Source organism: Saccharothrix longispora, from assembly GCF_031455225.1.
Lineage (GTDB): Bacteria > Actinomycetota > Actinomycetes > Mycobacteriales > Pseudonocardiaceae > Actinosynnema > Actinosynnema longispora.
Genome location: NZ_JAVDSG010000001.1, coordinates 1,850,648 through 1,875,325 on the forward strand (window position 1 = coordinate 1,850,648; position 24,678 = coordinate 1,875,325).

The 24,678-nt window shown below is 75.5% G+C and carries 19 protein-coding genes; 9 read left to right on the forward strand and 10 right to left on the reverse strand.

Going from position 1 to position 24,678, the window contains the following annotated elements:
• Positions 1-133: 133 nt before the first annotated feature.
• From J2S66_RS07845 to J2S66_RS07855, 3 genes are all read right to left on the reverse strand, one after another.
• Positions 134-2,497 carry a penicillin acylase family protein gene (locus tag J2S66_RS07845; protein WP_310305655.1) on the reverse strand — a complete coding sequence of 788 codons (2,364 nt, stop codon included), beginning with the start codon at positions 2,495-2,497 and terminating at the stop codon, positions 134-136.
• 114 nt (positions 2,498-2,611) lie between these two features.
• Positions 2,612-3,364, reverse strand: coding sequence for a CPBP family intramembrane glutamic endopeptidase (locus tag J2S66_RS07850; protein WP_310305657.1), 753 nt, complete (start codon positions 3,362-3,364; stop codon positions 2,612-2,614).
• Between the two features lie 30 nt (positions 3,365-3,394).
• Positions 3,395-4,570: an MFS transporter gene (locus J2S66_RS07855; RefSeq protein WP_310305659.1), complete on the reverse strand. Its 1,176-nt coding sequence runs from the start codon at positions 4,568-4,570 to the stop codon at positions 3,395-3,397.
• Between the two features lie 379 nt (positions 4,571-4,949).
• Between J2S66_RS07855 and J2S66_RS07860 the strand changes: the two genes are divergently transcribed.
• Together J2S66_RS07860 and J2S66_RS07865 are read left to right on the forward strand one after the other, a co-directional pair.
• Complete coding sequence (locus J2S66_RS07860) at positions 4,950-9,023, forward strand: SpoIIE family protein phosphatase (protein ID WP_310305661.1); 4,074 nt, start codon at positions 4,950-4,952, stop codon at positions 9,021-9,023.
• Complete coding sequence (locus J2S66_RS07865) at positions 9,020-9,313, forward strand: STAS domain-containing protein (protein WP_310305663.1); 294 nt, start codon at positions 9,020-9,022, stop codon at positions 9,311-9,313. Before J2S66_RS07860 ends, J2S66_RS07865 begins: the two co-directional genes overlap by 4 nt.
• A 66-nt stretch (positions 9,314-9,379) precedes the next feature.
• On the opposite strand, the gene J2S66_RS07870 is transcribed toward J2S66_RS07865, so the two are convergent.
• From J2S66_RS07870 to J2S66_RS07890, 5 genes are all read right to left on the reverse strand, one after another.
• Positions 9,380-10,552, reverse strand: a complete 1,173-nt coding sequence (locus J2S66_RS07870) for a cytochrome P450 (RefSeq protein ID WP_310305665.1) — start codon at positions 10,550-10,552, stop codon at positions 9,380-9,382.
• An 87-nt stretch (positions 10,553-10,639) separates the two neighbouring features.
• The gene (locus tag J2S66_RS07875; protein ID WP_310305667.1) at positions 10,640-11,041 is read right to left on the reverse strand and encodes a hypothetical protein; all 402 of its coding nucleotides are present in this window, start codon (positions 11,039-11,041) and stop codon (positions 10,640-10,642) included.
• 141 nt (positions 11,042-11,182) lie between these two features.
• Positions 11,183-12,001, reverse strand: a complete 819-nt coding sequence (locus J2S66_RS07880) for a carbohydrate ABC transporter permease (protein ID WP_310305668.1) — start codon at positions 11,999-12,001, stop codon at positions 11,183-11,185.
• Entirely contained in the window at positions 11,998-12,909 is a 912-nt protein-coding gene (locus J2S66_RS07885) for a carbohydrate ABC transporter permease (protein ID WP_310305671.1), read from the reverse strand. The genes J2S66_RS07880 and J2S66_RS07885 overlap by 4 nt, the downstream gene beginning before the upstream one ends.
• Positions 12,910-12,913: 4 nt before the next feature.
• Positions 12,914-14,233 carry an extracellular solute-binding protein gene (locus J2S66_RS07890; RefSeq protein ID WP_310305674.1) on the reverse strand — a complete coding sequence of 440 codons (1,320 nt, stop codon included), beginning with the start codon at positions 14,231-14,233 and terminating at the stop codon, positions 12,914-12,916.
• Between the two features lie 160 nt (positions 14,234-14,393).
• On the opposite strand from J2S66_RS07890, the gene J2S66_RS07895 reads away from it, so the two are divergent.
• A complete protein-coding gene (locus tag J2S66_RS07895; protein ID WP_310305677.1) occupies positions 14,394-18,758 on the forward strand; it encodes an HAD-IC family P-type ATPase in 4,365 nt (1,454 codons plus the stop codon).
• A gap of 44 nt (positions 18,759-18,802) precedes the next feature.
• Here the strand turns inward: J2S66_RS07895 and J2S66_RS07900 are convergent, their stop codons facing one another.
• Positions 18,803-19,822: a sigma-70 family RNA polymerase sigma factor gene (locus tag J2S66_RS07900; protein ID WP_310305679.1), complete on the reverse strand. Its 1,020-nt coding sequence runs from the start codon at positions 19,820-19,822 to the stop codon at positions 18,803-18,805.
• Between the two features lie 77 nt (positions 19,823-19,899).
• Here J2S66_RS07900 and J2S66_RS07905 point away from each other — a divergent pair, with 77 nt between their 5' ends.
• The gene (locus tag J2S66_RS07905; protein WP_310305682.1) at positions 19,900-20,709 is read left to right on the forward strand and encodes an alpha/beta fold hydrolase; all 810 of its coding nucleotides are present in this window, start codon (positions 19,900-19,902) and stop codon (positions 20,707-20,709) included.
• Between the two features lie 40 nt (positions 20,710-20,749).
• On the opposite strand, the gene J2S66_RS07910 is transcribed toward J2S66_RS07905, so the two are convergent.
• The gene (locus tag J2S66_RS07910; RefSeq protein ID WP_310305685.1) at positions 20,750-21,319 is read right to left on the reverse strand and encodes a DUF4082 domain-containing protein; all 570 of its coding nucleotides are present in this window, start codon (positions 21,317-21,319) and stop codon (positions 20,750-20,752) included.
• A 114-nt stretch (positions 21,320-21,433) separates the two neighbouring features.
• Between J2S66_RS07910 and J2S66_RS07915 the strand changes: the two genes are divergently transcribed.
• From J2S66_RS07915 to J2S66_RS07935, 5 genes are all read left to right on the forward strand, one after another.
• Positions 21,434-21,646 carry a hypothetical protein gene (locus J2S66_RS07915; RefSeq protein WP_310305688.1) on the forward strand — a complete coding sequence of 71 codons (213 nt, stop codon included), beginning with the start codon at positions 21,434-21,436 and terminating at the stop codon, positions 21,644-21,646.
• Positions 21,647-21,849: 203 nt separating this feature from the next.
• A complete protein-coding gene (locus J2S66_RS07920) occupies positions 21,850-22,038 on the forward strand; it encodes a hypothetical protein (protein ID WP_306747693.1) in 189 nt (62 codons plus the stop codon).
• Positions 22,038-22,811, forward strand: a complete 774-nt coding sequence (locus J2S66_RS07925; protein WP_310305690.1) for a hypothetical protein — start codon at positions 22,038-22,040, stop codon at positions 22,809-22,811. Before J2S66_RS07920 ends, J2S66_RS07925 begins: the two co-directional genes overlap by 1 nt.
• On the forward strand, positions 22,808-23,710 hold the full coding sequence (locus J2S66_RS07930; RefSeq protein WP_310305692.1) for a DUF6895 family protein: 903 nt from the start codon (positions 22,808-22,810) through the stop codon (positions 23,708-23,710). Before J2S66_RS07925 ends, J2S66_RS07930 begins: the two co-directional genes overlap by 4 nt.
• On the forward strand, positions 23,707-24,675 hold the full coding sequence (locus J2S66_RS07935; RefSeq protein WP_310305694.1) for a serine hydrolase domain-containing protein: 969 nt from the start codon (positions 23,707-23,709) through the stop codon (positions 24,673-24,675). Before J2S66_RS07930 ends, J2S66_RS07935 begins: the two co-directional genes overlap by 4 nt.
• Positions 24,676-24,678 lie beyond the last annotated feature (3 nt).

Here is a 24,678-nt window from a genome sequence, read left to right on the forward strand (position 1 = left end):
GCGGCAGGGCAGGAGGACCGGCGGCCCGGTCGCCCGGCGTGGTGCGGGCGACCGGCCGCCGGTCCTCCTGCCGGACGACGGGTCCGGTCCGGCCGTGGTGGCGGTCCCGCACGCGGGGCAACGGGCTTCCCCGTCACCCGGCCGGCTCCAGCCGGATGCGGACGTCGAGGTTCCGCTCGACCTCCCTCCGGCTGTACAGCAGGGGGAACGACCCGCCCGAGGCCCAGAGGGCGTTGAGGTCGCGGTAGTGCGAGCTGCGCGGGTCGCCGGACTGCCCGGGGGCGTTGATCACGACCGAGGCGTCCCAGTCGCCGACGTCCAGTGTCATCGCGAACGTCGTCCCGATGATCTGCTGGTAGGTCAGCGGGTGGAAGAACGACGGGTGGATCGTGTGGTACGAGCCGCCGACCGGGGTCGGGCCGACGTTCGGGCCGCCCAGGGGGTGCGCGAACTGCTGGTGGTGCAGTGCACCCCAGCGCCACCTCGACGTGTCGGCGCCGAGCTTGCCGGCGACATCGCGGAACGCCACCGGCAGCGTGCCCAGGACCAGCTCGTCGCGCACCGCCGCGCCGTCCGGGCCGAGCCACCCGGCAGGGTCCTCGAAGGAGGCGATGACCAGGCTGAAGTCGGGGTTGATGGTGCGCACCAGCGCGTCCGCCGCGGCTTGCGGCAGCACCGCGTGCGCCCACGCGTGGTGCAGGTACTTCATGATCCACGTCTCGAACAGGGCGGCCCCCGGCGAGTCCGCCGACGCGACGCCGTCGTAGCCGCGGAGCAGCTCCAGCGCCCGCGCGGTGTCCGGGTCCGACGAGGACATGCCCCGCACGAACGCGAGGAGCCGCGTGGCCACCGACGACTTCTCGTCCTTCTGCAGCGCGAGCGAATCGGCGACGGTCGCGCCCGGGCGGGACCCGATCAGCTCGTCGATGCGCTGCTTGCGGTACGGCAGTTGCCACTCGTAGTTGGACACCACGGGGTGGCCCGGCGGGATGTTGAAGTCGTTGGCCGAGGCGAAGAACCCGGACGCCGGGTTGTGCTGTCCCGGCAGCTCGCTGTTCGCGTGGAAGCCGTTCCAGTCATAGCGCCCGTCGCCGGGGACGGGCAGCAGGCCGTCGTAGTCGGCGCCGGTGCGCCGCGGCGTCAGTCCCGCCGGGACGTAGCCGATGTCACCGTGCACGTCGGCGTAGGTCAGGTTCGAGCCGGGCGTGCCCCACTTCCGCATGCCCGCGGTGAACTCGTCGAAGTTCCGGGCCCGCTGGTAGTTCAGGCTGCCCAGGTACGCCGCGCTGCCCGGCCGCGTCCACGCCGTGCGGACCGCGAACGCCCGGTGGGCCGCCTCGTCGACCTTGACGACCGGGCCGTGCCGGGTGAAGGACAGCTCGCCGGCGACCGGCGTGCCGCCGCGCACCGGGATGGTCTCGGTGACCGTGGTCATCCGCTCCCAGCCGGCGCCGTAGCGGTAGCGGGTGTGGTCGCCGGGGTCGAGTTCGTAGACGTAGAGGTCGGTCTGGTCGATCGGCAGGTTGGTCAGGCCGAACGCGATGCTCCCGTTGTGCCCGATGGCGATCCCCGGGTTCCACGGCTCGCCCGCGCCGGCGAGGTCCAGGCCGGGAGCCGACAGGTGCGCGACGTACCGGCCCGACGGCAGGGCGTCCGCGCCGCGGTGCGGGTCGTTGGCCAGGATGGGCCGGCCGGACGCGGTGCGGCCCGGCCCGATCGCCCAGGCGTTGCTGCCGGAGGTCGCGTCGGCGATGTCCTTCGTCCGGACACCGCTGCCGGTGAAGGACACCGCGGCGGTCGCGAGGTTGTACACCTTGAGCACGTCGTCCGGCACCGAGCACGGGTCGAGCCCCGCGGGCACCGCCGCCTCGTGCGCCGGGTGGAGGGAGCGCAGGTAGCGGCTCGCGCCGGGGCCGGCCAGGCACACCAGCTTCGCGCGGGCGACCTCCCACATCAGGTTCTCACCGATGGCGTGCGTGCGGATGCGCACCACGTCCTGCGGGCGCCAGCGGGCGGGTCGGTAGCCGAGCCTGCCGAACTCCGGCGGGAGCGCGGAGGGGTTGCGGGCCAGCCAGTCGACGTAGGAGTTGACGCCCTCGGCGAACCGGGTGGCGGCCAGCCTGCCCTCCGGGCCGTAGGACGCCCACTCGGCGTCCATGTCGCCGCGGTAGAGGAACAGCCGGGCGGCCCGGTCCTGCTCCGCGTAGGACGGCCCGAGCACCTCGCTGAGCGTGCCGAGGCCGCGACGGCGCCAGGTGTCGATCTGGAACAGCCGGTCACGGGCGATGTTGAAGCCCTGGGCGAAGAAGAGGTCGGAGGTGTCGGCCGCGTAGATGTGCGGCACCCCCCACTTGTCGACGAGCAGTTCGACCGGCCGGTGCAGACCGGCCACCGCGTACTCCGGTCCCGCCGCCGCCTCCGCGGCCGGGACCGGTGCCAGGCAGAGCACGACGAGGGCGAGGAACAGGCCGCGGGTGGTCGGCCGACGTGTGGCCACGGTGATCTCCTCGTTCGGCTTCGGGGACCGGGTTCGTCGTCCGGTCTACCCGTCGCCGGCACGGCCCCACGAGCCCCTTAGGGGTCCGTGCCGTCGTCCGGGTGACCGGACGGCTCAGGGGACCCCGGCCGCCGGCAGCACGCCCGTGGTCGTCAGGAGCAGCGCCACGGCGGGCAGGAAGTTGTTGACCTGGTGGGCGACGACGCCGGCGAGCAGGTTCCCGGTCAGCAGCCGGGCCAGGCCGATCGGGATGGACAGCACCACCAGCAACGGCGTGCGCAGCAGTTCCAGGTGCACCACGGAGAACACCAGCGTGGTCGCCGCGAACACCACCCAGCGGTTCCAGCCCCAGTGCTCCAGCGCCCGCCACAGCGCACCCCGGAACAGCACCTCCTCGCCCAGCGGCGCGATCAGCCACACCGCGAGGAACGCCACGACGGCCGCCGTCGGCTCCAAGGTCAGCCCGCTGAACGCGTCGCCGACCGCCGAACCGGCCTCGTCGGCGCCGACCCACCGCGTCCACAGCGCCGCAGCGGGCAGGGTGAGCACCAGGCCGCTCGCGCCCAGCGCCGCGCCCACGCCCAGGTCGCGCCAGTCCCACCGGGCGGCCAGCTCGCGCGCCGCCCGACCGCGCGCCGGTCCCGCGCCGAGCCACCGGGTACCCGCCACCACGACCACCACGGCCAGCGAGATCGGCACGACCAGCAGCGCCAGCAGCGGCCACGGCGGCAGCCGCTCCCCGGAGGCGTCGCCGGTCGAGAACGGCAGCAGCACGACCGCCGACGCGAGCACCATCGTCACCTGGGCGGCGAGGTACACGCCCAGCATCCGCCACCCGAACCGGGGTTCGTTCCCGCCAACGTCCACAACCGTGCATAACCGCTGCGGGGTGCCAGGTCAACGGGAGACAGCCGTCGTGACCAGCGCCACCACCCCGAAGGCGCAGGCGATGAGCGGCGCCGCGGTCGCGGTGGGCGTGCCGGCCAGCAGCGCACCGCCCGCCGCGCCGCCGAGCGGGAACCCCAGCGAGCACAGCGCGGTCCGCACCCCGGTCACCCGTCCGCGCAAGGCGTCCGGCACGGCCCGCTGGAACGCCGACCGCTCGACCGCGTAGTACGGCCCCCACAGGAAGGACGCGAGCCCCGCCACCGCCACCGACACCGCGCCGGGCGGCGTGACCGCGAGCAGCGCGAACACCGGCGCGCCGGCCACCGCCGCCGCCGCGACCCGCCACCGGGGCGGCAGCCGGCGGCACAGCGGGACGCCGACCAGCACCCCGCACAGCCCGCCCACCCCGGTCGCACCCAGCAGCAGCCCGTACAGCACCGGCCCACCGGCCTGCGCGTGCACCGGGTAGAACACCTCCACCACGCCGCCCGGGAACAGGAAGCCGGTGGTGCCCGCGGTCAGCGCCAGCGCCACCGGGAACCGCCACAGCGCCGCAGACCCGCGTGCCGGCCGGTCCGCCCGGGTGGGCAGCCCGGGCAGGCCGAAGCCCGCCGCGCTCATCGCCGCGAAGCTCGCCGCGTCCACCACCAGCGCCGCCCCGGTGCCCGCCACGCCCACCACCAGCCCGGCGAGCGGGGGACCGACGACGTAGGCCGGCTCCCAGTTCACCGAGAGCAGCGAGTTGGCGTGTTCCAGGTCGTCGTCGGTCACCAGGTGCGGAACCAGTGCGCTCTCCGCGACCTCGGTGAGCGAGGACAGGGCGGCCGACGCGACCGCGACCGCGTACACGTGGACGAGCCCGGTGCCGCCGAAAGCCAGGGCCACCGCCACCGAGCCGATCAGCGCACACCGCAGCGCGTTGTCCCAACCGAGCAGCAGGCGGGCCGGGAACCGGTCGAGCAACCGCCCCGCGACCGGGCCGGTCACCAGCAGCGGAAGGCCGGACGACAGCAGCAGGAGACCGAGGCCGGCGGGCCCGGCCAGGTCGAGCACCAGCCACGACAGGGCGACGGCGGTGAACGCGCCACCGCACCGGGACGCCGCCGTGCCGAGCCAGAAGCGGCGGAAAGCGGGAATGCGGAGAACACGCCGGTAACCCCAGGGAGGTGAACAGCATGAATTCACGCTAACGCAATGATTAATCGAACGTTATATCGAGTTCTGCGGATTATTAAATGGATTCCCGGTTGTCGGCGGGACGTGCGGGTGCGCGCGGTCGACCGACGGGATCGCACCGCCGGAGATGTTCGCCCTCGCCGTCGCGGAACTCGCCGGTCGGCGACCGTCGCCGGACGTGCGCCGCGCGCACCGGTGCCGGCCTCGGCAGCGGCGTGTGCGGCTCGGCGTCGGCGGGCCACCCGGTGGGCACGACTGCGGTCGTCGCGGGACCACCGGGGTTCGTCGCAGGAGGACGTGCGGGCGGTGGTCCTCCACGATGCCCACCGTCGTGGCGACTGCGGCGGTTCGCCGTGTGGATCTCCCCGGGAACGGGGAAGATGCTGAGGTGCCGGACAGAGAGCCACACGACGCCGAACTGCTGTTCCCGGGCGGCAGCGAGATGGCGGCGCGGATGCGCGCGCACCGCTGGCCGGACGGCGCGGACCCCGGCACGTGGCCCGCCGCCCTGCGCACCGCCGTGCGGATCTGCCTCACCTCGCGGTTCCCGATGATCGTCTGGTGGGGCGAGGAACTGCTGTTCCTCCACAACGACGCCTACCGCCCGATGCTCGGGGACAAGCACCCCGCCCTGGGCAAGCCGGGCGAGCAGGTGTGGCCGGAGATCTGGCACACCATCGGCCCGATGCTGCGGTCCGTGATGGACTCCGGTGAGGCGACCTGGTCGGAGGACCTCCCGCTGTCGATGGCGCGCCACGGCTACTGGGAGGAGACCTACTGGACGTACTCCTACAGCCCCCTGCACGACGACGACGGCGTGGTGCGCGGCGTGTTCACCGCCGTCAGCGAGACCACCGAGCGGGTCGTCGGCGAACGGCGGCTCGCCGTGCTCCAGGACCTGGGCGCGCTGGCGGGCAAGGCGCGCAGCGCCGTCGAGGCGTGCGGCATGGTGGCGCGGGTGCTGGGCAGGTCGGGCCGGGACGTGCCGTTCGCCGCGCTGCACCTCGTCCGGGACGGCGAGCCGGAGCAGGTGGCGACGAGCCCCGCCGGCGTGCACGTCGACCAGCCGTGGCCGATCCGGGAGGTGCTGGCCACCGGCAGGTCGGTCGTGCTGCGCGACCTGCCGGGCGACCTGCCGAGCGGTGACTGGCGCAGCCCGCCGACCGAGGCCGTCGTGCTGCCGCTGCCGGGCGACGCGGGGGGTGGGCCGGTCGGCGCGATCGTGCTGGCGGCGGGTGCCGCGCGAGCGCTGGACGAGCCGTACGAGTCGTTCCTCCAGCTCGTGGCGCGGCAGACCGCGTCCCTGGTCAACGGGGCGCTCGCCTACGAGGCGCAGCAGCGGCGGGCCGAGGAGCTGGCCGAGCTGGACCGGGCCAAGACCGCGTTCTTCTCCAACATCAGCCACGAGTTCCGCACCCCGCTCACCCTGATCATGGGTCCGGTGCAGGACATGCGCGAGCGGCTGCCCGCCGACGACCCGGCCCGCGCGGAACTGGACGCCGTGCACCGCAACGGCCTGCGCCTGGGCAAGCTCGTCAACACCCTGCTCGACTTCTCCCGCATCGAGGCCGGCCGGATGAGGGCCCGGTACGAGCCGGTCGACCTGGCCGCCTTCACCACCGAGCTGGCCAGCGTCTTCCGGTCCGCCGTGGAACGCGCCGGCCTGCGGTTCGAGGTGGACTGCGCCCCGCTGGACGGCCCGGTGCACGTCGACCGGGAGCTGTGGGAGAAGGTGGTGCTGAACCTGCTCAGCAACGCCCTCAAGTTCACCTTCGAGGGCTCGGTGCGCGTCGCGCTGCGCCAGGACGGCGACCACGCCGTGCTGACCGTCGCCGACACGGGCGTGGGCATCCCCGAGGCGGAGATGCCGCGGCTGTTCGAGCGCTTCCACCGCATCGGCAACGCCCGCGCCCGCTCCTACGAGGGCAGCGGCATCGGCCTGGCCCTGGTCCGCGAGCTGGTCGGCCTGCACGGCGGCACCATCGGCGCGACCGGCGCCGAGGGCGAGGGCACGACGTTCACCGTGCGGCTGCCGCTCGGCCAGGAGCACCTGCCCGCCGACGACCTGGCGCACCGGGCCGGCCCCGCCGTCGTCTCCGCCACGGCCGAGCCGTTCGTGCAGGAGGCCATGCGCTGGCTGCCCGCCGACGACACGGGGGGCGCGACGGCCGAGGTGGACGGCGCGGTGCTGCACCACACCCCGGCCGGCGGCGACGAGGCGCCCGCCCACGTCCTGGTCGTCGACGACAACGCCGACATGCGCGACTACCTGCGCAGGCTCCTCGCGCCCGGCTACCGCGTCACCACCGCCGCGGACGGCGAGGAGGCCTTGGACGCGGTGCGCGCGGCCCCGCCCGACCTCGTGGTCAGCGACGTCATGATGCCCCGCCTGGACGGGCTCGGGCTGGTCGCCGCGCTGCGCGCCGACCCCCGCACGGCCGGTGTGCCGGTGCTGCTGCTGTCCGCCCGCGCCGGGCAGGAGGCGTCCATCGAGGGTCTGGACGCGGGCGCGGACGACTACCTGGTCAAGCCGTTCTCGGCGGCCGGGCTGCTGGCCCGCGTGCGGGCGACCGTGCAGCTGGCGCGGCTGCGCAACCACCACGCGGCGTGGCGCGCGGCGTTGATCGACTCGTTGCAGGAGGGCTTCTTCGTCTGCGACGAGCGGGGCGCGGTCGTCGAGATCAACGCCGCGTTCACCGACATCCTCGGCTACGGGCCCGACGGGCTGCCGTACCCGCCGCCCCACCCGTGGTGGCTGGAGGAGGGCGCGGAGACCGAGGCGCTGGCCCGCGCCGACGCCGCCGTCGACCGGATGATGGAGGGCGGGCGGGGCATCGCGACCATCCCGGTGACCCACCGCGACGGCCACCGGCTGTGGGTGGCCGCCGCGTTCAGCCGGGTCAAGGACCCGGACACGGGCCGGCAGATGATCGTCGGCACGTTCCGCGACGTCACCGCCCAGCACTACGCCGTGCAGCGCGACCTGGCGCTGGCGGCGCTCAGCATGCGCCTGGCCGGGGCGGACAGCGTGGGCGAGGCGGTGCGCGGTGCGGTGGAGGAGCTGGCGTCGCTGTGGGGCGCCCGGCGCGTCCTGGCGGTCGCGGTGGCCGCCGACCCGCCCGAGGTGGTGGCCTCCGACGGCCCCGCCGACTGGGACGACCTGCCGCCGGAGCTGCGCCGGGCGATCCTCGACCTGGGCGCGGGACCCGCGCTGACCGTCGGCGGCGCCAGGGCGGCCGGCATCGCGCTGGACCACCCGGGCGGCGCGCTGGTGCTGTGGGTGGACCTGGGCGGGAACCGGCCGTGCTCCGCCGAGGACCGGACGCTGCTGGCGCTGCTGGCCGGCCACCTCGCACAGGGCCTGCGCCGGGTGCACCGGATCGACCAGCAGCGCGAGACGGCGCTGGCCCTCCAGCGGGCGATCCTCGGCCCGTCGCACCTGCCCGAGGGCTTCGCGGTGCGCTACGAGCCCGCGACGCGCCCGCTGAAGGTCGGCGGCGACTGGTACGACACGATCGGGCTGCCCGACGGGCGGATCGGCATCGTCGTCGGCGACTGCGTCGGCCACGGCCTGGAGGCGGCCACCGTGATGGGTCAGCTGCGCAGCGCGTGCCGGGCGCTGCTGCTGCGCGACCCGGCGCCGGCGCAGGCGCTCAGCGCCCTGGACGTGTTCGCCGCGACGCTGCCCGGCGCGCTGTCCACGACCGTGTTCTGCGCGGTCCTCGACCCGGCCACGGGTGAACTGGTGTACTCGGCGGCCGGTCACCCGCCGGGCGTGCTCGTGCACCGCGACGGCGGCACCGACCTGCTGGAGGGCGGCCGGTCCATCCCGCTGGCCGTGCGCCCCGACCGGCCGCGCACCGAGGCGCGGACCGTCGTGCGGGGACGGTCGACCCTCGTGCTCTACACCGACGGCCTGGTCGAGCGCCGCCGCCGCGGTCTGGACGACGGCATCGACGACGTGTGCTCCGCCGTGCGGGCCGCCCGGACCGCGCCGGTGGACGACCTGGCCACCCGCCTGATGACCGACCTGGCCCCGCCCGGCGGGTTCGAGGACGACGTGGCCCTGCTCGTCTACCGCCACCCCGCGCCGCTGGCCGTGGACTTCCCCGCGGACACCGCGCGGCTCGCCCCCGTCCGCCACGCCCTGCGCGCCTGGCTGCGCGGCTGCGAGCTGACCGAGGACGAGGTGCAGAACGTGCTCATCGCGGCCGGCGAGGCGTGCGCGAACGCCGTGGAGCACGCCTACCCGGGGCCCGGCGGCGGCGTGGTCCGGCTGCGGGTGGCCCTCACCGGTGACGGGCTGCGCCTCACCGTGACGGACGGCGGCCGGTGGCGGGCGCCCCGCGAGAACACCTACCGGGGGCGGGGCATCCCGCTCATCCGGGCGCTGATGCAGGACGTCGCCATCCACCACGGTGCCGACGGCACCACCGTCGAGATGCACACGAGGATCTCATGACCGATCTGACCGTGACCAACTCCCGGGCCGCCGACGGAACGCCGACGCTCACCGCGACCGGCGAGATCGACCTGTCCAACGTGGCCGAGTTCGCCGGGGCGCTGGCCGAGGGCGTCGGCGCGGGCACCCCGCTCACCGTCGACCTGACCGGGGTCGCCTACCTCGACAGCGCGGCCCTCAACGCCCTGTTCACGCACGCCGGGCAGATCCGCATCGTGGCCGGCCGCCTGCTGCTGCCGGTGCTGCGCATCTGCGGGCTGACCGAGCTGACCACCGTCGTGCAGCGCTGACCGGCCCGGCCGGCGTCGGCGGCTTGTCGGCGTCAGTGGCTCCCCGGCGTCAGTGGCTCCCCGGCATCAGCGGTCCACCGCGACCCGCAGGCCGCGCAGCTCGTAGCCCGCGATGTCCTCCTTGAACGACACGGCCGGTCGGCCGACCATGCGGAGGCCGTCGACCGCGAACAGGCGGCGCAGGAAGACGTCCGTCTCCAGCACGGCGATGTGCGACCCCGGGCACCGGTGCGCGCCGTCGCCGAACGACAGGCCGGTCGCCGCGCCGCCGTCGGCCAGAGGGCGGGCCGGGCGGAGCGACAGCGGGTCGTCGCCGACCACGGCCGGGTCGAGGTTGGCGACGTCCACGTGGACGTGCACCTCCGCGCCCGGCGGCACGGTGACGCCGGCGACGGTGACCGGCGCGGTCGTGCGGCGGCGCACCTGGCCGATCACGGGTTCCAGCCGCAGCACCTCGTGCAGCACGGCCAGCCGACCGGGTTCGCCGGCGGTCAGGTAGGTCGCGCGCAGGGCGTCGTCGGTGAACAGGTGCCAGGCGGCCACGACGATGAACTCGCGCGTGGTGACCATGCCGGCGGCGGCGAACGTCACGCACTCGCCGAGCACGTCACCGGCCGTGCAGCCCTCGTCGAGCAGGTGGGACACCAGGTCGTCGCGCCGCCGGGCGCGGCGGTCGCGCACAGCCGGGCGCACGTCGGCCCGGTACACCGCCAGCATGCTCGTGAGGTGCCGGACGAACGTGCGGACGCCGGTCAGGCTGGTGAAGCCCGGCGTGTCGAACTTCTCGGGGAAGAACCGCTCCAGCCGGGCCTGGATGCCGGGCTTGCCGCCGGTGAGCCCGAGAACGGCCGAGGTGACGTCGATCGCCACCCGGAACGCCAGGTCGGACAGGTCCAGCTCGCCCGCCGCGCGCAGCCGCGCGACCTGTTCGTCGGCGACCCGCTCCATGATCGGCCGGTAGGTCTCGTCGACGCGGCGGGGCGTGAAGAACCGGGCGGTCTGCCTGCGGTCCTCGCGGTGCTCGGGGCCGTCGCGGTACAGCACGGGGCGGCGGATGCGGGGCGGCATCCTCGCGACGGTCTGCACGCCCAGCCCGGCCTGCACGGTGTCGCCCGCGCGCAGGAACGCGCGGCCCGCCGCGTAACCGGTGATCCGCCAGACGCCGTCCGGGTCGTGCCGGACCGGGCAGCCGACCGCGGTGGGGCCGCGGTCGACCTTGCGCGCCACGTCCTCGGCCACGGGCCCTCCCTCCACGCGGGAACACCGCCGAGCCTAGGGCGCACGACGGCGCCGCACAGGCGCCGATGGGGGGTCGGGCGTCACGCGTCAGGAGGACAGCGGCTCCTGGAACAGCAGGGCGGGCGCGGCCACCGCCTGGCGCGGCGCGGCGGGGGCCGGCAGCGAGATCTCCGCGGTCGGCTCGTCGTCGTCCCGCGCCTCGTCCCGCGCGGGCACGGCCGCGGGCGCGGTGGCCGGGACGGCCAGCTGCTGCTGCACCTGGTTCACCCACAGCAACCACATGGATTCGTCCCGGTGACCGCGGTACTCGGCCTTGAGGCCCGCCAACGACCCGCGCACGCGGGCGGCGAGCACGGCGTCCTCGCGCACCGCGGCCCAGATGGCCCGGGCGCCGGCGTCGCGCGTCTGCACGAGGTGCTTCACCTCGTCGCTCAAATCGGCGGCGGGCAGGCCCGACCACGCCGCCGCGATCTTCTGTGCCTTGGTCACCCTGCCATCCTCGCTGACCGAGAGGTCCGGACAATGCATTGACGCGGTGTAATCAACATCTCGTTTTATCGGGTGAGTGCTCAGGCAACCGGCTCATCGGGCCACGCGTCGTGACCGTCGTGTCCCAGGTGGACGGCCGCCTCACTGCTCCACGTGCTGCGTCACGGTGCCCCGCACGAAGTACCGCTGCGCCACCAGGAACAGCAGGATCATCGGCACGGTCGCGATCGTGCTCGCCGCCAGCACCAGCTCCCACTGCTCCTCGCCACCCTCCCCGAAGCGGTCCAGCACGGCCTTCAACCCGCGCGGCACCGTGTACAGCTCGGTCTCGCGCAGGTAGATGAGCGGCTTGACCAGGTCGGTCCACGCCGCCTTCAGCTCGAACACGAAGACCACGATCAGCCCCGGCCGGGCCAGCGGCAGGGCCATGCCGGTGAACAGCCGCCACGCGCCCGCGCCGTCCACCTTGGCCGCGTCGAACACCTCGCGCGGCAGACCGAGGAAGAACTGGCGCAGCAGGAAGATGTAGAACGCCGAGCCGAACAGGTTCTGCGCCCACAGCGGCACCTGCGTGGTCGCCAGGCCGAGCGCGTGCCACTCCAGGTACACCGGCACCATGGTGACCGCGGCGGGCAGCATCATGGTCGCCAGCACGACGCCGAACAGCGCGTCGCGGCCGGGGAAGCGGAACATCGCGAAGCCGAACGCCACCAGCGCGCTCGCCGCCGTGGCCGACGCGGCGGCGGCCAGCCCGATCGCGACGCTGTTGCCGATCCACGTCGTCAGCGGCACCGCCTGCCACACCTCGACGTAGTTCTGCGGCGAGAAGGGCCGGGGGAGCAGCGCGTTGTCGAAGACGTGCGCCCGGTCCTTGAGCGACGCGCTCACCAACCACCAGAACGGGTAGCCGAACGCCAGCGTGACGACCAGCAGCCCCGCGAGAACCCCGACGCGCCTCACGGCCGCTCACCTTCGTTGTGGACGTACCGACGCGACATCCGCACCTGCACGAACGTCACCACCGCGATGACGGCGAACAGGAACCACGCCAGCGCGGAGGCGTAGCCCATCCGCAGCGACCCGAACGCCTCCTGGAACAGGTGGATGACGTAGAACAGCGCCGCGTCGCCCTCGGCGGACTGCTTGGCCCGCGCCCCGAAGTACATCGCGTACGCCTCGGTGAACACCTGGAGCGAGGCGATCGTGTTCACCACCACCGTGAAGTAGACCGTGCCGCTGATGCCCGGCAGCGTCACGTGCCAGAACTGCCGCCACGGGGACGCGCCGTCCAGGCGGGCCGCTTCGTAGCGCTCCAGCGGCACGCGGGTGAGCGCGGCCAGGTAGAGCACCGCCGTGCTGCCGACCGTCCACAGGCCCATCACCACCAGGCCGGGCTTGATCCACGCCGGGTCGGTCGTCCAGTTCGGCCCGGTGAACCCGAACCAGGACAGGAACTCGTTGACCGCGCCGTTCTGCCCGTTGAGCAGCAGCAGGAACAGCGCGGCCAGCGCCACCGGCGGCGTCATCACCGGCAGGTACACGATCGTGCGGAAGAACCCGGCCGTCCGGCCCGCGCGGCGCAGCAGGGAGGCCAGGCCCAGGGCGAGCGCGATCTGCGCGGGCACGTGCAGGACGGTGAAGAACACCGTGTTCCACATCGCCGTGCCGACCCGCTCGTCGGCGACCGCCTCGCGGTAGTTCTCCAGCCCGACGTAGGTGGGCGGCTTGAGCATGTCGTAGTGGGTGAGCGACAGCCACAGGCTGTAGAGCATCGGCCCTGCGGTGAACGCCAGGAAACCGACGATCCAGGGCAGCAGGAACAACCACCCGGCCCGCGCCTCGCGCGAGGTCACCGATCGCGCGGCCACCGCGTCACCGCCCGCCCGCGCGCTTGAGCGCGCGTTCGGCTTCCCGCTGGGCCTGGGCCATCGCCTCGTCCGGGTCCTGCCCCCCGGTGAGCACCCGGTTCACCGCGCCCTCCCAGGCGCGCACGAGGTCGCTCGCCGCCGGGCTCGGCGGCACCGCGAACGCCACGTCCTGCAACGCCAGCACGGCGGGCACCCCGCGTTCGAGGATGCGGTTCCCCTTCGGGTCGAACACCTCGCGGAAGATCCGCTCGTCGGCGGCCCGGTTCGCGGTGAACGTGCCGCCGTAGGGCTTGCCGGCCGCGGCCAGGGCGTCGCGGCGGGCCGTCGCCGCGGTCACCCACGTCTCCGTCGCGGTCATCGTGGCGATGAAGCGGCACGCCGCGTCGGGGTGCCGCGACCCCTTGGGGATCGCCCACGCCTGCCCGCCCAGCTCGGTCACCGGCCGGCCCTCCCGGTCGGTGAACGGCGCGACGCCGATGTCCGCCTCCGGCGAGTTCGCGGCCAGCGTGCTGAGGTACCAGGAGTCCATCGGCATCGCGGCGAGCTGACCGGTCGCGTACTGGTTGGCCGCGCCGAACTGGTCGAACGTGTCGCGGAACGCCTTGAACGACGCCCAGCCGCCCTGCCGCTCGACCAGGTCCGCGGTGAACCGGACCGCCTCCACCACGCGCGGGTCGTCCAGTCGCACGTCCAGGCCGTCGTCACCGACCAGGTGCACGCCGTTGGCGGCGGCCCACATCGGCAGGAACTCGGGCATCCTCGGGTCGAACCCGATGCGCTGGAGCTTCGAGCCGTCCCGGCGCGCGAGCCGGTCGGTGAGCGCGGTCAGCGCGTCCCAGTCCGCCGTGGACACGGACGCCGGGTCCACGCCCGCCTCGCGCAGCACGGGGTTGTTGAGCAGGAGCAGGCGGACGCCGGCGAAGTCGGGCAGCCCGTACACCCGCCCCTGGTAGGTGACCTGCCGGACGGCGGCCTCGCGGAACTGCCCGACGTCCACGCCCTGCTCCCGGACGCAGTCCTCCAGGCTCTCCACCGCGCCGCGCGCGGCGTAGCCGCCGAGCTTGCGGCGTTCGGCGTAGACGAGATCGGGCGGTTCGCCCGCCGCCACCGCGGAGAGGAACTGCTGCTCGTCGAACGCGCCCTCGACGATCCTCAGGTCCACCTCGGGGTTGGCCTCGCGGAACAGCGCCACGCGCGCCGTCGCGTGCTCGTCGGGCAGGCCGAACCCCATGGTGACCAGGGCGTTGGGCGCGTCGCCCGGTGAGGCGCCCACACCGCCGCACCCGGCGGCGACCAGACCCAGGACCGCGGCTAAGGCAACCAACTCTCCGCGCACAACCGCCTCCCCAGGGTGCACAACCACCCGGCCGGGTTCCCATTGCGACGCGTCGTACACAAGATTCACTCGAAGAGCCCAATCGGGCGATCACGGGCTCACCTGGTCGTGGTGCGTAGTGGCTGGTCACGGCGGGAAAACAGGCACGGTGGAACTCCTGGGCATCGACCCCGCACGCGTGACCAAGGGCCTGCTCGGGTGGGCGCTCGCCCCCGTGGAGCAGGTGACGCGGCGGGACCGGCGGCACGTGTGGTCCTGCCCGGGGCGGCTGCACATCGAGGCGCACGGCGTGCACGGCCCGCGCGGGCAGCGGGTGGCGCGGCGCGTGGAACGCGTGCTCGAAGCGCACCCCGGCGTCCGCTGGGCGCGCGTCAACGCGCCCTCCGCGCGGGTGGTCGTCGCGGTGGACGACCCGCCTCCCGCCACCGCCGAGCTGGTCGCGCTGGTCCGGCGCGCCGAGGCCGGACCGGCGACCGGGGAGGAGCGGCTGGTCGAGGACGAGCTGCACCACCCGGCCGACGGGCTGAAGGGCACCAGGCTGCTGTCCGCGCTGGCCGCCGACGCCGCCGGCCTGGCGCTGGCCGCGGTCACCAGGGTGGCCCCGTGGGCGCCGCTGCCCGCCGAGCTGACCGCGCTGACGTCGGCGATCGAGCTGCACCCGGCGCTGCGCGAGGTGGTCGCGAACCGCTTCCAGGGGCGCGAGCGCGCGGACACGGCCAGGTCGGTGGTCGCCGCGCTCGTGCACGGGCTGGCGTCGCGCGGCGAGGGCACCCTCCTCGACGTGGCGCAGCGCGTGCAGCAGTGGCGCGAGGTGCGGGCGCACGAGAGGGCGTGGTGCGCGGCCGAGGCGGACCTGATCCGGGGTCCCGAGGACGCCGGGGCCGAGCCGGTCACCGTGGAACGCCCGGCGCCGTTCCCGGAGGGGCCGGTCGAGCGGTACGCGCGCCGGGCCATCGCGGCGGGTGCGGTGGCGGCGGTGGCGGCGGCGCCGTTCACCGGCCCGCGGCGCGCGGCGGCACTGGGGATGGCGAGCCTGCCCAAGGCGCCCTCGGTGGGGCGCGCCGCGTTCGCGGCCCGACTCGGGCGGGTGCTCGCGGGGCGGGGCGCGCTCGTGATGGACCGCGCCGTGCTGCGCAGGCTGGCCGGGGTCGACGTCCTGGTGCTGGACGAGGCCGCACTCGGGTCGGGCCGGTCGGCGCTGACCGACCTGGTGCCCCTGCCGACCGGGGGCACCACCGGAAACCGCTCCGGCGGTCCCGACACCGGCGTGCTCGCCGAACGGGCGTTCGCCCTGTTCGACCCCGCCGACCCGGCCGCGGTCCGGCGCGCCGGCGAGTGGGCGCTGGGGCCCGTCGACCGGCTCGACGTCACCGGCCCCCGGGGCACGGCCGAACGCGCGGCGCTCGCCGCGCGCGCCGCGGTGCTCGGGCTGGCCGAGGGCCCGCGACTGCGGGCGGTGCTCTCGGTGGACGTGGAGAGCACCCCCGCCGTCGACGCGCTCGCCGCCGCCGCGCGGGACGCCGGCCTGCGGGTCGTGGTGGCCACCGACCGCGACCGCTGCCCGGTCCGGCACGCCGACGACGTGGTGCCGTCCGGACGCGGCCTGGTGGGGGCGGTGCGGGCGCTCCAGGCGGACGGGCACGTCGTCCTCGCGGTGTCCGACAACCGCCAGGCGCTCGGCTCGGCGGACTGCGGCGTCGGCGTCCACCGCAACGGCACGCCGCCGCCGTGGGGCGCGCACGTCGTGGTCCGCGACCCCGACACCGCGGTGCTGCTGGTCGAGGCGGTGCCCACCGCGCGGCGGGTGGACCGCGACGCGCTCCTGCTGGCCAAGGCGGCCACCGGCATCGGCGCGGTCGGGGCGTTGGGCGCGCGCGGGGGAGTGCCCGCCCGGCGTGCCTCCCGCGCGGTCGACGGCGCGTCGGCCCTGGCGTTCGTCGACGGCGTGTGGCGGGCGCGCGGACTGGACGGGCGCGGCGCCGACCGGGACGTCCCGGTCGGCCGACCGTGGCACCTGATGCCGGTGGCGGCCGTCCTGGAGCGGGTGGGGTCCGGGCCGGACGGGCTCACCGCGCGGGAAGCGCAGCGCAGGCTGCGCACGTCCACCGGCCGGCAGGCGGTCGGCACGAGCCTCGGCAGCGCGTTCCTCGCCGAACTGGCCAACCCCCTCACGCCGGTGCTGGCGGGCGGCGCGGCGCTCTCCGCGGCCGTGGGCTCACCGGTCGACGCGGCGCTCGTGGCGGGCGTCGTGGGGGTGTCCGCGCTGATCGGCGGCGTGCAGCAGGTCGTGACGGACCGCGCGCTGGCCGGCCTGCTGGCGCGGTCGGCGGTCCGGGCCACGGTGGTCCGCGACGGGCACGACCGGGAGATCACCTCCGACGGGCTCGTCGTGGGCGACGTGGTGCGGCTGGTCGCGGGCGACGTGGTGCCCGCCGACTGCCGGCTCCTGGAGGCCGACGGCGTGGAGGCCGACGAGTCGCCCGTGACCGGCGAGTCCCTGCCGGCGGCCAAGGGCGTCGCGCCGGTGGTCGCCGCCGACCTGGCCGACCGGACGTCGATGCTCTACGAGGGCACCACGATCGCGGCCGGGCAGGCGTCGGCCGTGGTCGTCGCCACCGGGGACGCCACCGAGGTGGGGCGCGGCATGGCCGCCGCGCGACGGGCCGGGCCGGCCACGGGCGTCGAGGCGCGGCTCGCCGAGCTGACCCGCCGCACGATGCCGGTCGCGCTCGGGTCGGCGGTCGCGGTGACCGGCCTGGGGCTGCTGCGCGGCGTGCCGCTGCGGCAGAGCATGGGCGCGGCGGTGAACCTCGCCGTCGCCTCGGTGCCGGAGGGCCTGCCGTTCCTGGTCAACGCCGCCCAGTTGGCCGCCGCGCGCAGGCTCGCCGAGCACGGTGCGCTGGTCCGCAACCCCCGCACCATCGAGGCGCTGGGGCGCGTGGACGTGCTGTGCTTCGACAAGACCGGCACCCTCACCGAGGGCAGGCTCGCCGTCTGCCTCGTCGACGACGGCCGCCGCGGGGCCGCGCCCGGAGCCCTGACCGACGGGGCGCGCGAGGTGCTGGCCGCGGCCGTGCGGGCCACGCCGCCCGCCGACGACCCGGCGGACCTGGCCCACCAGACCGACCGGGCCGTGCTGGAGGGCGCCCGCTCGGCGCGGGTCGGGCCGGGAGCGGGGTGGGTGCCGATCGACGCGCTGCCGTTCGAACCGTCGCGCGGCTACCACGCCGTGCTCGGCGCGTCCGGGGTGCTCAGCGCCAAGGGGGCGCCCGAGGTGGTCCTGCCGCGCTGCGACCTCGACGCCCGCGCCCGCAGGCGGCTCGACGCCCGCGTGCACCGGCTCGCCGCCCGCGGCCACCGCGTGCTCGCCGTCGCCGAGCGGGCCGGGTTCACCCGCGACTCGGTGACCGACGAGGACGTGCGCCGACTGCGGCTGGTCGGGTTCGTCGCGCTCGCCGACCCGGTCCGCGACGGCGCGCCGCCGGCCGCCGCCGCCCTGCGCGCGGCGGGCGTGCGGATCGTCATGATCACCGGCGACCACCCGGCGACCGGCGAGGCCATCGCGACCGAGGTCAACGGCGACGCCCCGGTCACCGTCGTCACCGGCGCGCAGGTCGACGCCCTGGACGACGAGGCGCTGGACGCCGTGCTGGGCGACGCCGACGTCGTCGCCCGCTGCACGCCCGCGCAGAAGGTCCGCATCATCGAGGCCTACCAGCGGATGGGGCGCGTGGTCGCGATGACCGGCGACGGCGCGAACGACGCGCCCGCGATCCGGCTGGCCGACGTGGGCATCGCCCTGGGCGGTCGCGGCACCCCGGCCGCTCGCGCCGCCGCCGACCTGGTCGTCACCGACGACCGGCTGGAGACGATCGTGGCCGCGCTGGTCGAGGGCCGCGCGATGTGGGCCTCGGTGCGGGAGGCGCTGGCGATCCTGCTCGGCGGCAACCTCGGCGAGATCGCGTTCAGCGTGGTCGGGGCGGCGCTGACCGGCCGCTCGCCGCTGACCGCCCGGCAGTTGCTGCTGGTGAACCTGCTGACCGACCTGGCGCCCGCCATGGCGATCGCGCTGAGCCGGCCGGCCGGCGAGTCGGTGCCGGAGCTGCTGCGGGAGGGCCCCACCTCGTCGCTGGGTTCGGCGCTGACCCGGGACGTGTCCGCGCGGGCGGTCACGACCGCGCTCGGCGCGACCGCCGCGTGGACGGCGGCCAGGTTCACCGGCCGGGCCCGCCGGGCGAGCACCGTGGCCCTGGTGGCGCTGGTCGGCACGCAGCTGGGCCAGACCCTGCTGACCGGTGGCGCGGACCGCGCCGTGCCGGCCGCGAGCCTGGGCTCGGCCGCCGTGCTGGCCGGGGTGGTCCAGACGCCGGGGGTGAGCCGGTTCTTCGGCTGCACGCCGCTGGGGCCGGTCGGCTGGACCATCGCCCTGTCGAGCGCCGTCGCCGCCAACGTCGTGGGCGTGGCCATCGCGCCGCTGGTGCGCGGTCGCGGTGGGGAGCCGCCGGCCGGGTAGCACCCGCCCGTGCGCTGCGACGACGACGCCGCGGACGACCCGGCTCAGGGGAGCGAGGCGGGCAGGCCCAGCAGCGCGAAGTGCTCCAGCCCGATGAACGACACCACCTCCGAGACCCGGTCGCCGCGCAGCCCCAGCACGTTCACCGTCCACGCCTCGTACGGCCCGGACGACCCCGGCCTGCGCAGGTAGCACCCCACGGCGGGTTGCCCGTTCGCGCTCGTCGGCAGGTGCCGCCACGACCCGCAGCCGGTCATCGGGACCCGGACGACGAAGTCCATCACCGCGTCCACGCCCCGGTACCAGTTCGGCAGCGGCGGCATGGACCAGGTGACGTCCTCGGTGAGCAGCGCGACCATCGCGTCCGCGTCACCGCGCTCCAGCGCCGTGCAGAAGCCGGTGACGACCTCCCGCAGCCGCACGTCGCCGACGCGGTGCAGCGACCGCTGCTCGCCGACCGAGGGCGCCTTCTCCGCCACCACCCGGCGGGCGCGGGCCAGCGCCGAGTTCACCGACGTCGTGGTCGTGCCGAGGGCCTCGGCGATCTCGGCCGCCGAGAACCCCAGGACGTCGAACAGCAGCAGCGCCGCCCGCTGGTTGCCCGGCAGGTGCTGGAGCGCCGCCACGAATGCCAGCTCCACCGCCTCGCGGCGCGTCACCGCGCCGTCCGGCCCGACCGGGTCCGGGTAGGGCCCCAGCCACGCCACGTCGGTGCGCGGCTCGTCGGGCAGCACCAGGCGCTCGGCGGCCGGCCCCAGGTCGACGGGCAGCGCGCGCCGACCCCGGCTCGCCACCACGTCCAGGCAGGCGTGGGTGGCCACGGTGTAGAGCCACGTGCGCAGCGAACTCCGCCCCTCGAACCGGGAGAAGCCGCGCCACGCGCGCAGCAGCGCGTCCTGGAGGGCGTCGTCGGCGTCGTGCGCGGAGCCGAGCACGCGGTAGCAGTGCGCGTGCAGCTCGCGCCGCAGCGGCCGCACCAGGCGGGTGAACGCGGCGTCGTCACCGCCCCGCGCGAGGTCCACGTCGGGGTCCTCCGGGGCGGGTGCCGAAAAAACTTCGCTCACGACCGACGATTCTGCCCGATGGACGGAGTCCAGTACCCCGAACGGGCTTGCCGCCCCCCGCTACCAGGAGGAACCGGATGACCACCACCCACACCCTGCGCGTCCCGGACGCGTCCCTGCACTACGAGCTGCGCGGCACGGGGCCGCTCGTCGTGCTCGTCGGCGCGCCGATGGACGCCCGGTCGTTCGAACCGCTGGCCGACCTGCTGGCCGCCGACCACACCGTGCTCACCACCGACCCGCGCGGCATCAACCGCAGCGCGGTGGACGACCGGGACCGCGACGCGACGCCGGAGCTGCGCGCCGACGACCTCGCCCGGCTCGTCGAGCACGTCCACGCCGGTCCGGCCGTCGTGCTCGGCTCCAGCGGCGGCGCGGTCAGCGCGCTCGCCCTCGTGCAGGCCCGCCCGGACCTCGTGGACACCGTCATCGCCCACGAGCCGCCGCTGAACGAGCTGCTCGACGAGCGCGCGGAGCTGCGGGCGCGGACCGCGGGCATCGCGGCCACGCACCTCGCGGGCGACCACGAGGGCGCGTTCCGCGAGTTCCTCGCGCTCGCGGACATCGACCTGCCCGAGGAGGTGTTCCGGCACATGGTCGGCGGCGAGCGGTCCGCGCAGGACGTCGCGGACGCCGACTACCAGCACTCGGCCATGCTGGTCCCGACCACCCGGTGGGTGCCCGACCTGGAGGTGCTGCGCGCCGCGCCGACCCGGATCGTGGTCGGCATCGGCGAGGAGTCCGCGGGCCAGCTGTGCGACCGCACGTCGCGGGCCCTGGCCGCCGCGCTCGGCGTGGCGCCGACGATGTTCCCGGGCGACCACGTCGGGTTCGCCGGCGACCCGGAGGGCTTCGCCACCCGGCTGCGCGAGGTGATCAAGGGCTGAGCGGGGGGAGGGCGGGACCGGGCGGTCCCGCCCGCGCCCGTCAGCCGCGGAACTCCGGTTGCACGAAGTAGTGGCTGTCCCGGTAGCTGTCCGTCGGGAAGCCGCCGCCCACGCCGTAGTGGTACACGCCGGCGCCGTGGACGCCGTCGTGCGGCGCGGTGAACGGCGCGTCCACGACCGTCCCGGTGAGGTGGTCCTCGGCCACCAGGTACCCGCCCTGCGGCGTGTAGTACGACACCACGTAGTCCTGGCCGGGCACGACCGGCACCGGGGTCGCGAAGTCGATCTCGGCCATCCGGCCCGGGTGGTCCCACGGCTGCTCGGCCAGCAGCACGCCGTCGGACCACAGGCGCAGCAGGATCGGCCCCCGGTACGCGCCGCGGCCCAGCGAGGCGCCCAGGACCAGGCCGGGCCGGTCGACCCGGACCCTGATCCCCACCTCGACCGGCAGGGTGTCGTGGTCCTGGACCTCCGCCGCGTACGGCGTGTACATCTCGCAGCGCACGGCGCAGTCCACCGGCTGCGGCACGGTCTCGCCGCCGACGTGCAGGACCAGCGCCTCGCCCGCCGCGCCGGGGCCCGCCGCGGTGACCGCGCGCCCGGCGACCACCGCGTCGGCGACGGCGTCCGGCGTCCACAGGTAGGTCCAGTCGACGCGGAGGCCGCGAGCACCCGCACCGGTGTCGCCCGGACCCAGGTGGCGCCGCCGTCGAACGTCAGCTCGGTGGCCGCGACCGAGGCGGTGTCCGGGGTGACCGTGGCGCCGGTGACGAGGACGGGCACGCCGACCTCCAGCCCGACCTGCGTGCTGGGGCTGAAGAACACGACGGCGGGATCGGCGACCTGCGCGACCGCCGTGCCGGACAGGGCCAGCGTCGCGGCGGCGACCGCCGCGAGCAGCCTGGTTGAGCGGGGCATGCGCACTCCTCGGGCGTAGTGGGGATCTCCTCCCGCAGTGGGGATCGTCCGCCGCGAGCGCCCCGCTACGAGAGGGGTTCGTGTTTCCGCCGTGGACACCTGTCACCTGGACGGGTGCATTCGTCGCCGATGGACGGTTCCAACCGATGGGGTGAACCTCCGCGTGTTGCACTCGAAGGGCAAGAGCTCCAACCGGAACGACGCTGAACGAGGAGGTACGCGATGGCTGTTCGATCATTGGTCCGTCCGGTCGCGACACCGGAGGACGTGGCCGAGTTGATGTCGGCGGTGGCCGAGCCGGAGACCGCGGTGACCGATCCGCCGCTGCCCGTGCCGTCGGCGGCGGGAGCCCTGTTGCTCGGGCTGCTGCTGGTCGCCTCCCCCAGCGTGCCGAAGGAACCGGGGAAGTAGTGACCGCTGAAGGTCGGGTGGGCCGTGCGTCCTGCGTGGACACGGCCGCCGCGCTGGCCGGCCACGTCGTCGGCGCGTTCGGGGAAGTCGGTCCGACAGGTGTCGCCGACTTCCTCGACACGTGCTCCGACGTCGTGGCCGGCCTGGGGGCCGTGCGCCTCGTGGGAGCCGACGTCTTCGCCCCGCACCTGCTGTCGGGGCGACCCCTGGACGTCCGGGACGCCGGCGCCGTCGCCGACGCCTTCGAGGCGTTCCCCGCCGTCCACCAACCGGTGACGCACCAGCAGCGCGTGCTGGCGTGGCGGGACTGGGGCACGGTCGAACTGCTGGCCCGGCTCACCTCCGCCCGGTCCGCGCCGCCCGGCACCGCCGAGGCGTGGCGGGACTGGGCGACCACCCGGCTGGCCGCGACGCGCCTGGGCAGGCCGCCCGGCGACGCCGCCGCCGTGCTCGGCGATCCGGGGGACTGGCCGCGCTGGTCGGTGGCCGTCGCCCAGCTGTCGTCACTGGCCCTGCCGGGTCTGGGCGGACCGGTGCACGACGCGGTGGCCGCCGAGCCGCTCGCCCTGGCCAGGGGCGCCACCCGCGCCCTCCTGCGCCGGGACCACACCACGGCGGCCAGGCTGGCCCGCTGGGTGGCGCTGCTCGCGGACCGGGTCCCGCTCGACGCCCCGCTGCTGCTGGAGCACCTGGGGCTGCACGCGGGCGCCGACGCCCGGCTGCTGCTCGACCTGACCGTCGCCGGACGCGTCCTCGGGGCGGTGGGCCGTTGACGACGACCGCGCTGGTCCACGACGTCGCGGCCCGGGCGCTGGCCTGGCTGCACGAGAACCGCGGGTTCGGCGCTTTCACCGACAGCGCCACCGCCGACCTCAACGACCCCGATGGCGTCTACAAACCCCTGTGCGAGGTGGCCCTGGCGACCTCGCTCGTGCTGCGCGAGGGCGTCGCCGGCAGCACGCAGCTGCGGCACGCCCGGGAGGTGCTCGACTTCGCCTGGGAGCAGATGCGCCACGGGGACCTGCTCTACGAGCGCCAGCTCCGGCACGCGCTGCTCACCGACCCGCTGGAGATCTACGCGCCGTTCGCCCGCGCCGGCCACCGGCACGCCGGGCTGGACGCGGTGCTCGCGCACACCTCGGCGGCCGACTCGATGACCGAGGTCCTGCCCAACCGGCGGCTCGCCGTGGCCAACGCCCACCGCGTCGTCGGCATACCCCGGGACGACGACTGGGCCGCCCTCACCCGCGCCACCTGGCTCGGCCGCACGCCCCCGCCCTGGGCGATCGACTGGTACACCGCCTACCAGGCCACCCACACCGCCTTCCACGTCACCGACTGGGGCGGCCGCCCGGACGGCCTGCCGCCCGACGTGGCCCGCTACCTCGCCGAGTGGCTGCCGGTGTGGATCGACGTGTGGACCGAGGCCCGGCAGTGGGACCTGGTCGGCGAACTGCTCATCGTGAGCGCGTCCCTGCCCGAGCCGCGCGTGGTGGCCGCCGAGTGGGAGCCGTTCGCCGCCGCCCAGCACGAGGACGGCCTGATGCCCCGCGACGGCGAACCGGTGGTGGGGGACGCGCGCCTGCGCTTCCTCAACCACCAGCACACCGCCGTGGTCGCCGTCGTGGCCGGCACCGTCGCCCTGTCGCGCCTGCTCGGCGGGGCCCCGTGACGACGGTCGGGGTCGACGTGCTGACCCCGCTGCTCGACCCGGCGACCTCGGCGGTGGCCGTCGCCGCCCGGCAGGGCGACCACGAGGTGCTGCTGGTCGCGGGCGACGCGGCACCGGGCGAACCGGCCACGGAGGGCACCCGCTTCGAGGTCGGGTCGCTCACCAAGACGTTCACCGCGCTGCTGCTGGCCGACGCGGTGGCCCGCGGCGAGGTGCGGCACGACGACCCGGTGGACCGCTACCTGGCGACGGCACTGGGGGAGGGCGTGACCCTGGAAGGGCTGGCCACGCACACCTCGGGACTGCCGAGGCTGCCGCCGGGGCTGCTGCGCGCCGCCGTGCCCGCGTGGCGCACCAACCCGTACCGCGACTTCGGCCCGGAGGAGATGGCGGCGGCGCTGCGGCGCACCCGCGTCCGGCGCGACCACCGCGTGCGCTACTCCAACTTCGGCGGCGCCGTGCTGGGCCTGGCCCTGGCCGCCGCCGCGGGCCGCCCGTACGAGGACCTGCTCGCCGAGCGCGTGTGCCGCCCGCTCGACCTGCGCGACACCGGCCTCGCCACCGCCCCGCAGGCGACGGGCCACCTGCGGGGCCGCCCGCGCCCGCCGTGGGAGATGCCCGGCATGACCGCCGCGGGCGCGCTGCGCTCGTCGGCGCGGGACCTGCTCGCCTACCTGACCGCGCTGCTCGACCGACGCACCGCCGCGGCGGTCGACGTCGCCACGCCCCGCGTCGCCCTGTCCGGGACCGACCACCTGTGCCTCGTGTGGAACCTGCGCCGCCGACCGGGCCACGACCTGGTGTTCCACTCGGGGGCCACGCGCGGGTTCACCGCGTTCGCCGGGTTCAGCCCGCAGCGGCGCACCGCGCTGGCCACCCTGACCAACGCGGGCGCGACCGTGCGCGGCACGTTCGTGCAGCGCTCCTACGAGGCCCTGCGCACCCTCGCCGCCACCGCCGGGTGACCG